Below are 12,410 nucleotides of genomic sequence, written 5' to 3' on the forward strand. Positions count from 1 at the left end.
CTTTCTCGGCGGAGTTATCTGACCCGACTACCTTACGCCCGAAGCCACCCGCTTTACATGTCGGCGGCCGCGATGAGCCGGCGCGTGTAGTCCGTGCTGGGCGAGGACCATATGGAGTCGGTCGCGCCGTGCTCGATGAGCCGGCCGCGGTCAAGGACCGCAACGCTATCGCATAGGTGGCGCACCACCGCGAGATCGTGGGTGACAAAGAGCAGGGTGAGCTTGCGCTTGGCGATGACCCCCGCCAATAGCTCCAGCACCTGGGCGCGCACCGACATATCGAGGGCAGAGACGGCTTCATCGGCCAGCAAGATATCCGGCTCGCCGCACAGCGCGCGGGCGATGGAGATGCGTTGGCGCTGGCCGCCGGAGAACTCGTGCGGGAAGCGATCGAGGCTCTCGGCAGGCAGCCCGACCTCCTCAAGCGCGGCCGCGGCGCGAGCGCGCTTGTCGGCCTTGCTGGGGCTGCCGGGGATGGCCTCTGCGATGGATTTCCAGATTTTCAGGCGCGGGTTGAGCGAGCCTTGTGGGTCTTGGAAGACCATCTGCACGCGGCCGCGGACGTCGATGTCACCACTCGTGGGCTGGTCGAGCCCGGCGATGAGCTTGAGCAGGCTGGTCTTGCCCGAGCCGGAGCCGCCCACGATGCCGAGGCGCTCGCCGTGGTGCACGCGCAGGTCGATACCATCGAGCGCGGCATGTGCGCCGTGGACCTTGCTGACCCCGCGTAGCGTCACCAGCGCATCTTCCGCCGTGGCCGGAGAAAGGCTCAGCTCCGGCGGCCGCGAGGAGGCGATGAGCGTGCGGGTATAGGGATGCTCGGGGTGGACAAGTACGCGCTCGGTGGGACCGGATTCCACCACCGCGCCCTGGTGCATGACCAAGACGTTGGGGCACATGCGGCGGATTACGCCCAGGTCATGGGTGATAAAGATCAGAGCGGTGCCGTGGGCCTTGGTGACCCGCTCAATGACGCGCAGCACGCCATCTTGGGTGGTGGCATCCAGCGCGGTGGTTGGTTCATCGCAGATGAGGAGGTCGGGGCGCCCGGCCATGGCCATGGCGATGAGCACGCGCTGGCGCTGCCCGCCGGAGAGCTGATGCGGGAACCGGGAGGCGACATCGGCGGCTAGGTCCACCTCGTCGAGCGCGGCCGCGCAATCGCGCACCCCGGCCTGGGAGAGCTGCGTGCCTATGCGCATGAGCGGATCCAGCGCGCTCATCGGCTCTTGGAAGACCATCGCCATGGTGGACCCGCGCAGGGGACGGATGCGGGCATCGCGCGCGCCGATCACCTCGGTCCCGTCCACGGTCACGGAGCCAGTCGCGCGCACCCCATCGGGCAAAAGGCCCATGATGGATAGCGCCGTGAGGGATTTGCCGGAGCCGGATTCACCAATGATGCCGAGCTTCTCGCCGGCCGCGAGCTCGACGTTAATGGGGCCTAGCAGGGCAGTGGTGGACCCGGTGGCGGTAACCGTCAGGTTATCTACGTGGAGCAGGCTCATCGCGTGGATCCTTTCAGGCGGGGATCGAGGAGGTCACGGAGGGCGTCGCCAAGCAGATTAAAGCCCAGCACTGTGGCAGCAATGGCCAGCCCCGGCCAGAAGGCCTGCAGGGGAGCGGTGCCCAGCAGCGACTGGGAATCTTGCAGCATCCGGCCCCAAGAGGCCGCCGGTGGGGCAGTGCCCAGGCCGAGGTAGGACAGGCCGGCCTCGGCCAGGATGGCGAGGGCGAAGTAGACGGAGGCCTGCACGATGAGCAGCCCGGTGAGGTTGGGAAGGATATGGCGCAGCGCCACCTTCCAGCCCGGCACTGCGGAAATGCGCGCGGAGGAAATAAAGTCCTGCGTGATACCCTGCAGCGTGCCCGAACGCGCCACGCGGGCGAAGGAGGGGATGCCGGCGATACCGATGGCAACCATGGCAGTCAGCGTCGAAGGGCCCCACACCGCGCCGGCAATAATCGCCAACAACAGCGCGGGGAAGGCAAGCAACAGATCCGCGCCGCGCATCACCAGGGCATCTACCCATGTGCCGCGGCGCATGCCGGCCAGGATGCCCAAGGGCACGCCCACGAGGGCGGCGATGCCCACCGCCACCAGACCGACAAAGACCGTAATCTGGGCGCCCGCCATGATGCGGGAGGCGGTATCGCGCCCAAAGCGGTCCGTACCCAGAAGGTGCTCGGCGCTGGGACCGGCAAGGCGCACATCCGGGTGCGCCAGCGTCGGGTCATACGGCGTCCACACCAGCGAAAGTAGCGCCACCAGCACCGTGGCGGCAACGAGGAGGGCACCCAGCCAGCCAGAAAAACGCAGCTTCATTACTTCTCACCTGCCGTGATGCGCGGATCGATGAATCGGTAGGCCACATCCGTTAAGGCATTGACCACCAAGGCGAAGGCAACGAGCAGCATGACCAGGGTTTGCACCGTAGTCAGATCGCGCACCGATACCGCATCCAACAGCATGGAACCAATACCGGGGATGACAAAGACGGATTCGATCACCACGGCACCCACCACCATCGTGGTCAGCTGCACGCCGGCCACGGTAAGCACTGGCAGCGCCGCATTGCGCAGGCCATGGCGCTTGAGCGCCTCCCACGGGGACTGGCCGAGCGCACGGGCGGTGCGGATATAGTCTTGATGCAGCACATCAAGCACCGCCGAGCGCACATAGCGCGTGAGCATTGCGCCCTGCACCACGGCCAGCGCAATGACCGGCAGAATAAGGTGGCGGATAAACTCGCCTGCTCCCTGGTTCGGCGGCACCCAACCATTGGCCGGCAGCCAGCCTAGATGGACGGCAAAGATGGCCACCAGGATGATGCCGAGGAGGAAGCTTGGCACCGCAATGCCCAGCTGCGTGCCGGCCGACACCACATCCGCGCCGCGGCTACGGTTGCGCAGCGCCAGCCACATGCCCACCGGGATAGCTCCGGCCAGCGCCAGCAGCATCGCCAGGCCAATGAGGATGAGCGTGACCTGGGCGCGGTCTAGCACCAGCGGCGTAATATCCTGCTGCGAGGACAAAGACTGCCCAAAGTTGCCGGTAAATAGGCCCTTTACCCACTCCCAATACTGCGTAAGCAGCGGGCGGTCCAGCCCCAGCTCGGAGCTCAGCTTGCCGACGGCCTCTTCGGTCGCATTCACCCCCAGCGCCACCCGCGCCGGGTTGCCCGGCACCGCGCGCATGAGCGCAAAAATGATGATGGAGGCTACAAAGAGCGTCAACGCGAAGCGCAGCAACGGGCGCACGATGGCGCGCCCCGTGGTGCGAAGGGAACTCATCGGGCCTCCTTTTCGATATTGTTGGTGGCTTTGCCGCTCGCGCCCGCCTCAGCGGTGGTGAGGTCGCGCAGTATGAGCGCGTCGGTGACCTGATCTGGGTGAAGCCCGCGCACGCCGGCGCGAGTGAGCACGATATTGGGCATATTCATGAGCGTCAGCGCGCCCGCATCAGCTATGATCTGGTCCACGGCCTGCGCCATGAGCTTGGGGTAGTCCTTCTCGGGTGCGGAATCGGCCTGGGCCAAAAGCTCGCGGGTGCGCGGGGAATCGTAGTTGAGGTAATAGTCCGGATCGCCGAACAAGGTGGGCACATCGCGCGGCTCCACGTGGGAGATGAGCGACATCTGATAGTCTTTCGCGCCCATGACCTGGCCTAGCCACACGGCTGGGAACTCGGCGGATTCCAGCGTCACCTTAAAACCAACCTCAGTAAGCTGCGAGTACAGCAGCTCGGCGACGGTCTGGGCGTAGGGCAGCGTCGGCGTGGTCAGCGTAATTTCGGCGCCTTCCGCGCCCGCCTCCGTGAGCAGTTGGCGGGCCTTGTCTGGGTCGTAGTCGTAGTAGTGCTTGTCCTCGAACCACGGATCCGTTGGCGGGATCGGCGCGCCGCCGGTGTCTTTAGCCATCCCATTCCACAAAATGTCATTGGCCGCCGAGCGGTCCACGGCATAGGCCACGGCCTGGCGCAACCGTGGATCGTCGAAAGGCGCGCGGGCATTATTCATGGACAACAGCACCTCACCATTGGTGGTGCCTACCTCGGTAGCGATGCCCTCTTTGACATCATCAAGAAGCTCCGGATTCTGCACGCCCCAGACCACGTCCACGCCGCCGGCCTGCAGCGCATTAACCGAGGAGATGGTATCCGGGAAATAGCGCACCGTGACATCCTGTGCGGCGGGCTTTCCCCAATAACCGTCGCGAACGTGCAGCTCTACGAATTCCGAGGGCGCAAAGCGGGAAACCTCATAGGGGCCGGTTCCCACCGGCTGGGCGGCGAGGTTATCCATGCCGTGGGGCGTCATCATCGCGCCGGTGGCTGTTCCCATGGACCACAACCAGCCATTCGACGGCTGCTTGAGGTGCACCTTGAGTGTGTGATCATCGGTGGCCGTGACCTTGGCTACCGGATCCATGGCTGCAGAAATGCCATTGGTCCATTTCTCGCGAACGTAATTGATGGAAAAGGCCGCGGTCCCGGCGGTAAAAGCATCGCCATTGGAAAAGGTGACGCCTTTGCGCAGGTGGAAGGTATAGCTGCGGGCATCGTCGCTGATCTCCCACGAGGTGGCGAGCCCCGGGGTGATAGAACCGTCCTCATCGATGCGCACGAGAGTTTCGTAGACGTTGTCCATGAGTACGGCGGGGATGGCGGCACCACCGGTAGTGGTGAAATCCAGCGAGGTGGCCGCCGAGGTGGAGGCTACGGTAAGGGAAGTAGAAGCGGAGTCGCTAGATGCTTGGGAGGTATCAACCACCGCGGTATGACCTGCCGAGCACGCTGATACGGTTCCGACAGCGGCCGCCATGGCGAGGCTACCCAGCGCCCTGCCGGCGCAAAATCTTCTCATAGAAAGCAGGGTAGCCGCTGGGAATAGCTGCCGTGAAAATTATGCAAAATTTCCCGGGGTGGGGATAACTTCTAGGGGTGATACACCCCCGCGCACGCTATTCATCGCCAGCTTCATGCGGTCCGCGCGGTAGAGGTACACCGCCAATTCCACCGGCTCGCCGGAGTGATTGGAAATCTCCATCTGCAGCCGCCACAGTGGGGTGCCAGTGGCTACTCCAAGCGCCTCAGCATCCTCGGCGCTGGCTTTTTCCAAGGTGAGTTCGCGGCGCACATTATCAAAGTCCACGCCGCAGTCGCGCAGGCGCGCATGAATAGATCCGGCATCCGCGTCGAAGTCTAGGATGTGCTTTCCTACCACCATGGGGAAATACATGCGCTCGATGGCAATGGGGTGGTCTTCGGTATAGCGCACGCGGTGGACGAAGACGACATTTTGTTCTGGGTCTACGCGCAGAAAGCGGGTGATATCCCGCGGCGCGCGGCGGCGAGCCAGCCACAGGGTGTGCTGTTGTGGATCCACGTCATATTCGCTGAGCCAGCTGGAGATGGAATAGATGGATTCAAAAAGCTCTGCCTGGGTAGAGGCTAAAACGGTGGAGCGGCGCCCGCGGCCGGAGGAAACCAGCCCTTTGGCCCGCAAAGCCGCAACTGCTTGGCGCACGGGTCCGCGGGAAGAAGAAAACTTCTCGCATAAATCTGCTTCACTAGGCAGAAAATCGCCTGGTTGCAGCACGCCAGAGCTGATCTGTTCTCGCAGGTAATCAGCGATCTTTCTATGCTGCTGTTTATCGCGTGGGCTCATTCAACCTTTGTCCTTAGTCTCTCCGGGGCTTTTCGCAGCGGAGCGAAACACAATAATGCTATGCCATTTTTCTAAGGCGCGCTAATGCAATGAAGCTACCGAGCATGCGTGCCTCGCCCGGTCGAGGGGAAGGCAAAGGAAAAGGCCACGCGCCGTCCGACCAGCGCCGAGTTAGTAGGCGAGCACGCTAGGCTAAGTGACCGTGGATGAGAGCACCGAAACCATTGAAGTACGCGAAGTCGGTGGAACCGTGCGCTTGGGCAAGGCGGTGACGGTGGCGGTCATCATCGCCGTCGCGTTGCTGGTAATTGGTGGGGTGCTTATTTACTCGGCGCTGCAGGAACCGGCTGGTACGCGCCTGCACTTCGTTTATCTCATTGCCGCGCTCATGCCACTAGGCGGGGCGCTGTGCGCCATGTTGGCGGTGATGGCCTCAGGCCGGCGCAGGACACGTCCGGTGCTGTGCATTGGCGAGGAAATTTCCTTACCTCGCCAGCAGACCAGTTTCGCCGCCTCCGAGCTAGACCGCATGCAGTTCTATTCGCTCGAGCCGAGCCAAAATTTCCTTGCCCTGATTCCGCGTGGGGTACGCGTTTCTACCTTGAACGAAGCGCAGCAGTATTCAGCCCGCCTGCCGGAGCAGGCGAACCTGGGCCCGCGGGAACTCGAGGGAAAGCTCCGGGAACGGTTTCCCGAGGTGCCCATCGATCACCTAGGCCAAGTAAGGGCCGAGGGCTAGCTCGGGGTGCCGGCTACGCGTGCCGGATCGAGCTGCCAGCCCTGCGCGAGCAGCTGCATATTCTTGATCACTTCCTCGTGCGAGCTGGACTGCAGCGAGACCATGAGCTCATCGGCCTTGGCGTGCTCTTGGAAGGTATCGAGGTAGCTGGCCACCTCATCGGCGGTGCCGACGGCGGAGTACTTCAGCATATCTAGGATCTGCTGGCCCTGGTACGAGCCGATGATCTGCTCCACCTGTTCATCGGTGAGGTGCTTGCCGCGGCCGGCGAAGGCCTTGACGCGGTTGAAGCACACGCGCTCGTATTCTTCCTGCGCCTCTTGGGTGGTATCGGCGGCGGTGACGTTGACGCCGGCGATGACATAGGGCTTGCTAAAGCGCTCGGAAGGCTGGAAGTGCTCGCGGTAGTAGGTGGTAGCTTGCTCGAGATGCTGCGGAGCAAAGTGAGAAGCAAAGGCATAAGGCAGGCCGAGCTTGGCGGCTAGCGAGGCGCCGAACATGGACGAGCCCAAGATATAGATCGGCACGTTGGTATTGGCACCTGGAACGGCGCTGACCCCCGGGATATAAGACTTGCCCTCGAGATAGGAGTTGAGCTCTTTGACGTCCTCGGGGAAGCGCTCGGCAGAGTGGGCGTCGCGGCGCAGGGCGCGGCCCAGGGTATTCATGTCCGTACCGGGGGCGCGGCCCACGCCCAAGTCAATGCGCTCGGGGTACATCTCCTCCAAAGTGCCGAATTGCTCCGCAATGACATAAGGGGAGTGATTGGGCAGCATCACTCCGCCGGAGCCTAAGCGAATGCGCTCGGTCTTTGCGCCGATATGGGCGATGAGCACGGCCGGGGAAGAAGACATGATGGACTTCATATTGTGGTGCTCGGTATACCACATGCGAGAATAGCCCAGCTTTTCTGCTTCCTGTGCCAATTCCACAGAGCGGGCGATGGATTGTGCTGGGGTCTCGCCCTCATAGATGGTGCAGAAGTCCAAGACGGAAAGATGCGCGCGTTCGGTCACGGGGGGGAGCCTTCCTTGTGCTTTCGGAAAATTCTGTCTAAGTTCTCTTCTTCCAACGGTACGCGCCGCCTGACTATTCCAGGCGAGGCGATACCGCGTCGCCGCCGGGATCTGGTGACATAAAAATTCCCTCCGCCTCGGCACCGTGGTTATGTGCGGAGGGGAGGGGTAAGGCAGGACTAAGAGACTAAGCCTCAGCGAGGGCATCGGCCTCCGCCGGCTCTGCCGCCGGCGGGTTGGCAGCGGCGTGCTTCTCGCCGGCCTTGGTGGCGATATCGACAACCAGGCCGATGACTGCCGCGATAGCGGTAGGAACAATCCAGCCCAAGTCCACGGACTGGCCAGGTGCCAGGCTCAAGAGAGGATCGAGCGCGTCGGCGCCCCAGCCCTGGGCGGCGATGACGGACAGAGCCGACCACAGCACCGATACCCACAGCGCCAGGCGGTAGGTCCAGTAGAAGACAACGGACTTTTTCACCACCGGCTGGACCAGGGTGAGAGCGATAAGGGAGATAGCCGGCGGGTACAGGAAGGTAATGAATGGAACCGCAATGGAGAGCACTGTATCCAGGCCCTGGAAGGCAAAGAGGATGGACAGTGCGGTAAAGAGGCAGGCCCAGACGTGGTACTTCACCTTGGGCACAAGCATTTCGAAGAAGGCTGAGGTGGAGGTGATAAGGCCCACCGCGGTGGTCATGCAGGCCAAGATGACGATGGCAGAGAAGACGGCTTGGCCGATGGTGCCCATGGTGAGATTTGCGGCGTCGGCAAGCAGGGGCGCTCCTGACTCATAGGACTGGCCATTAGGAATGGTTTGGCCTACCCACGCCAAGCCCAGATAGATAGCGGCCAGCAAAGCGCCAGCAACCAGAGCGGCGGTGATGGTGCCGTTAACCAAGGACTTTTTGGTCTTAAACCCCTTGGAGCGCAAAGAGCCAACAATCACGATGGAAAAGGCCAAGCCCGCAATGGCATCCATGGTGTTATAGCCCTCGAACAGGCCGGTGACCATGGGAGAAGAAGCATAGTCCGTGGTAGGGGTCTGGGGATCGCGGGGATTGTTGAAAGCTGCCAAGGCGATGAGGATAACCAACAGCGCCACCAAAGCCGGGGTGAGGAACTTACCCAAGGTATCGATAATGGAATTCGGCTTCCAGGAAAGCGCTAGGGCGATGAGGAAAAAGACCACATTGAAGATGCCATTGGCCATGGTTCCTTCCCAGCCCAGCAGTGGGGTGATGGCGGTTTCCATAGAAACGGCGCCGGTGCGCGGCAGGGCGTAAAAGGCGCCGATGGCAAGGTAGGCCATCACAGAAAAAACGAGGCCGAAAAGCGCGCCGCCGTTGGAGCTCAGGTCGCGCACGGAGCGGCCAGAAATGGAGACGGCGACAATGGCTAGGACCGGAAGGAGCACGCCGGCGGCGAGGAAGCCGAGGACAGCGGGCCAAAAATTGGTGCCGGCCGAAACGCCCACCATGGGCGGGAAGATGAGGTTGCCGGCGCCGAAGAACATCGAAAACAGCATCAGCGACGCGATTACGATGGTGGCGCCGGGCTTAGAGGTGCGTGACGCAACTGGGGTAGCCATGGGGGCTCCTTAATTTTCCATGTACAGCTAGTATGCGATGAGGCTCCCGTTCCGCCGAGGGGTGGTGGCGGGGTGGGGATCGTTCTCGCGGTCCGAGGTGGCGGGTCGCGCCTGTTCGTGTAATGAGACATTACTGCCCACATGGTGAGAAATCAAAGTGTGGGGGTGATGCAGGCTACATGGTTGCCTCAGCCGGGCCGGATTAATCGAGAGCCGCGAAGGCACGCTCCATGCGGTCGAGTGCCTCTTCCAAGATCTCGCGTGAGGTAGAGAAATTCAACCGCGCATGACCCGGGCCGCCGGTGCCAAAGGTATCGCCCTCATTAAGCGCTACCTTCGCATTCTCCCGCAACCACTTGGCCGGCTGCGGGTTGCCGCCGATAGCGGTATCGGCAAAATCCAACCACAGGAGGTAGGTGGCGTCCGGCTTGCTGGTCTTTAAGCCGGGGATGCGCTGAGGCAGCTCCTCCACCAACCAATCGCGGGTCTGTCGCAGGTACGCTATTTCTTCATCGAGGAAGTCGCCGCACTTGCGGTAGGCAGTCTCCGCAGCAAGCACGCCTAGAGTGCCCGTGCCATCCTTGGCTACGCCTGTGAGGCCATTCCACGTGTGTACATCGGCCGTGTTGGAGAAAATGATCTGCGCGCACTTCAGGCCAGCTGTATTAAAGGCCTTGGACGCCGCGGTTACCGTGATGGTGCGCTCCGCGGCCGCCGCGCCGAGCGAGGCCACCGGAATATGCCGGCCCTCATAGACCAGCGGGGCATGGATTTCATCGGCCAGGATGCGCGCATCATATTTTTCTGCCAGTTCTACCAGGCCGGCGAGGTAGTCCTCGTCCAACACACGGCCGAGCGGATTATAGGGATTGGCCAGCAAAATAGAGCCCGCGCCCTGCTGGAAGGCGCGCTCAATATCGTCCAGTTCCAAGCTGGTCTCGATCTTTTCGCGGCCTGCGGTGCGTGGTAGCTCCAGCAGTGGAGGGTAGGAAGGCACGGGCACGATGACCGGGGAGCCTTCGCGGGTAAAGTACTGCACTCCTAGCAAAAGACCCCGCACTACGTCCCCGATCCAGAAAATATGTTCCGAGTTGGGGCGCCAGCCATAGCGCGTGTCATAAAAATCAGCCACAGCCTCGCGCAGCCCCGAGGCCTTAGGCGCTGGGGTATAGCCAAAGGTTTCCTTATCCACCAAGTCTTCCAGCGCCTTCTTTATGGCGGGCGCGGTGGGGAAATCGGACTCGGCGATCCACAGTGGCAGGACGTCTTCCTCGAAGACGGTCCACTTGCGGGTTCCGCGGGCTTGCAACTCTTCTAGGCTAGGAAACTCCATGGCCATAACCATAACGCGAAGCCCGCGGCCACCCCAGCGCTTTTATGCGCTTTTATTCATCTGCGTTGTCGGCCCAGCGGGAGTCCTCCTCCGCGTCTTCGGATTCGGAGGCAGGGCCGGAGACAAAGCCATACTTCTTCAACCGGCGGCGGTCCGCGGCCGAGGTGGATTGGGTGAGCTTGAGCAACTCGGCATAAATGCCACCGGATTGCGCCAGTTCGGCCGGCGAGCCCATTTCATCGATGCGGCCGCGATCCAGGGTGATGATGGTATCCACATCCGCAATGGTGGATAGGCGGTGGGCAATAATCAGCGTGGTGCGGTCCTTCATCAGCTCATCCAGGCCGGCCTGCACGGCGCGCTCGGACTTGGTATCCAGCGCCGAGGTGGCCTCATCCAGCACCAGGATGGGCGCGTCCTTGAGCATGGCGCGCGCCACGGAGACGCGCTGCTTCTGCCCGCCGGAAAGCTTCAGACCGCGCTCACCAATGACCGTGTCATAGCCGTCCGGGAAGGCTTGGATAAACTCATGGGCATTGGCGCGCTTGGCGACGTCCACGATTTCCTCCTCCGTGGCACCCGGCTTGCCATAAGCGATGTTCTCGCGAATGGTGCCGGAAAAGAGGTAGGACTCCTGGAAGACCACACCCACCGAGGCGCGCAGGCGCGAGGCGGTGAGATCGTCTACCCGGTGCCCCAATACATCCAGGTGCCCGGCCGAGGGGTGGTAAAGGCCTAGCAGGAGATTGACCAACGTGGACTTGCCGCCGCCGGATTCGCCCACGAGCGCCACCTTGTGGCCCTCAGAGGCGGCGAAGGAAATATCCTCCACCACGGGCTTGCCTTCCTCGTAGGCGAAGGAGACGTGGTCAAAGGAGAAGACCGGCGCGCCGGGTGTGGGCTCGAGCGGCGGGATAGGAGTGAGATCCAGTTGCGGGGTATCGGAGCCGGTGGTGGCGGCTACCAGCTCGCGCGAGGCGGTGGGTTCGAGGTCTTCTTCCATGACCTTGAAATAGTCTTTAGAGCCGGCGATCGCGCGCTGGGCAGAGTCGACGATCCAGCTCATCATGAACACCGGCTGCTTGGCCATGGCCACCATCTGCAACAGCATGACCATGTCACCGAGGGTGAAGTGGCCCTCGAGCGTGCGCCAAAAGACCACCGCATAAATGCCCAAGAAGATTAATGCCATGGCAATCCCGCGGAAGGTATCCATCAAGTGCCACCAGTTGGATTGCGGCTTGGTGGTATCAACCACGCTACGGTAGCGGCGAGCAAAATGGTCGAGCTCGCGGGTCTCGCTCACAAATGACTTGGCCACCTTGACCTGGCCGATGACCTCCGCAAAGCGGCCATTGGCTAAGTCGATATTTTCATTTTTGGTGGCCTCAAATTTCTGCCAGCGCTTCGAAGTCAGCGCCGTAAGCCACATATAGACGGGGAAGAGCAGAGCCAGCAAGATGGCCAGCGGCCAGTAATACCACGCGGTAATGGCCAGCACGGCGACGGTCTGGATGATCATCGTGAAAAAGTTATTAGAAAAGGACTGTACGAATTGCGTGATATTGGCAATCGAGCGATCTAGCCGGGCGATGATCGTGCCGGTGACCTGGTTATCGTAATAGCCTTGGGGAAGTGCCAAAAGCTTGGCAAAGTAGCGGGTGGATAGGATTTGGCGCAAGCGCGCGACCATGACATCGCCGATATAGCCGCCGATATTGCGGAAGAGGGCATTGGCGGCGTCGGCAAGAAAAAGCGCAAAGGCCAAGAGTAAAACGGTGCGCAGCGCAGCGTCGACCGGGCCATCGTTTTGCAGAGCCTCCACGATGGTATCGGTGGCCTGGCGGGTCAAAAAGGGAGAGACCAAAGCCAGCACCGCGGTGACCGCGGCGGCGGCTAGCACGCCGAGATAAAAAGGCCACAGGGCAGAAGCACTGCGGGTGATGCGCAAAATGGAATTCATAAATGACCACACTCAATTCAAAACGGCGGGTAGTGCGCGAATTTAGGAAATAGGAGAGATTTAAGCGACTGCCCAGTATGCCACATGCGGCGTTAACGAGCG

10 protein-coding genes are annotated in these 12,410 nt (G+C 61.8%); 1 reads left to right on the forward strand and 9 read right to left on the reverse strand.

The features are described 5' to 3' along the window. Window positions 1–53: 53 nt before the first annotated feature. The 5 genes from I6J28_RS05275 to I6J28_RS05295 are packed head-to-tail and all read right to left on the reverse strand — an operon-like array spanning window position 54 to window position 5,669. Window positions 54–1,508 (reverse strand): ATP-binding cassette domain-containing protein, encoded by a 1,455-nt coding sequence (locus I6J28_RS05275; RefSeq protein WP_204611214.1) that lies wholly within the window; start codon window positions 1,506–1,508, stop codon window positions 54–56. Further along, on the reverse strand, window positions 1,505–2,326 hold the full coding sequence (locus tag I6J28_RS05280) for an ABC transporter permease (RefSeq protein ID WP_204611216.1): 822 nt from the start codon (window positions 2,324–2,326) through the stop codon (window positions 1,505–1,507). Before I6J28_RS05280 ends, I6J28_RS05275 begins: the two co-directional genes overlap by 4 nt. Next, complete coding sequence (locus I6J28_RS05285) at window positions 2,326–3,294, reverse strand: ABC transporter permease (RefSeq protein WP_204611218.1); 969 nt, start codon at window positions 3,292–3,294, stop codon at window positions 2,326–2,328. The genes I6J28_RS05280 and I6J28_RS05285 overlap by 1 nt, the downstream gene beginning before the upstream one ends. After that, entirely contained in the window at window positions 3,291–4,865 is a 1,575-nt protein-coding gene (locus I6J28_RS05290; RefSeq protein ID WP_204611220.1) for an ABC transporter substrate-binding protein, read from the reverse strand. Before I6J28_RS05290 ends, I6J28_RS05285 begins: the two co-directional genes overlap by 4 nt. A gap of 39 nt (window positions 4,866–4,904) precedes the next feature. Beyond that, window positions 4,905–5,669 carry a GntR family transcriptional regulator gene (locus I6J28_RS05295; RefSeq protein WP_049378517.1) on the reverse strand — a complete coding sequence of 255 codons (765 nt, stop codon included), beginning with the start codon at window positions 5,667–5,669 and terminating at the stop codon, window positions 4,905–4,907. A gap of 202 nt (window positions 5,670–5,871) precedes the next feature. Here I6J28_RS05295 and I6J28_RS05300 point away from each other — a divergent pair, with 202 nt between their 5' ends. Next, entirely contained in the window at window positions 5,872–6,408 is a 537-nt protein-coding gene (locus I6J28_RS05300) for a hypothetical protein (protein WP_204611222.1), read from the forward strand. Here I6J28_RS05300 and I6J28_RS05305 read toward each other — a convergent pair. From I6J28_RS05305 to I6J28_RS05320, 4 genes are all read right to left on the reverse strand, one after another. Then, window positions 6,405–7,424 carry an LLM class flavin-dependent oxidoreductase gene (locus I6J28_RS05305; protein ID WP_049378519.1) on the reverse strand — a complete coding sequence of 340 codons (1,020 nt, stop codon included), beginning with the start codon at window positions 7,422–7,424 and terminating at the stop codon, window positions 6,405–6,407. The genes I6J28_RS05300 and I6J28_RS05305 overlap by 4 nt on opposite strands. A gap of 187 nt (window positions 7,425–7,611) precedes the next feature. Beyond that, window positions 7,612–9,012 carry a branched-chain amino acid transport system II carrier protein gene (gene brnQ, locus I6J28_RS05310; RefSeq protein WP_204611224.1) on the reverse strand — a complete coding sequence of 467 codons (1,401 nt, stop codon included), beginning with the start codon at window positions 9,010–9,012 and terminating at the stop codon, window positions 7,612–7,614. 202 nt (window positions 9,013–9,214) lie between these two features. Next, window positions 9,215–10,345, reverse strand: coding sequence for a MalY/PatB family protein (locus I6J28_RS05315; protein WP_204611226.1), 1,131 nt, complete (start codon window positions 10,343–10,345; stop codon window positions 9,215–9,217). A gap of 52 nt (window positions 10,346–10,397) precedes the next feature. After that, window positions 10,398–12,308: an ABC transporter ATP-binding protein gene (locus tag I6J28_RS05320; RefSeq protein ID WP_204611228.1), complete on the reverse strand. Its 1,911-nt coding sequence runs from the start codon at window positions 12,306–12,308 to the stop codon at window positions 10,398–10,400. Window positions 12,309–12,410: the final 102 nt, after the last annotated feature.

Origin of the sequence: Corynebacterium tuberculostearicum (assembly GCF_016894265.1) — a bacterium.
In the GTDB taxonomy this organism is placed as follows: Bacteria; Actinomycetota; Actinomycetes; order Mycobacteriales; family Mycobacteriaceae; genus Corynebacterium; species Corynebacterium tuberculostearicum_D.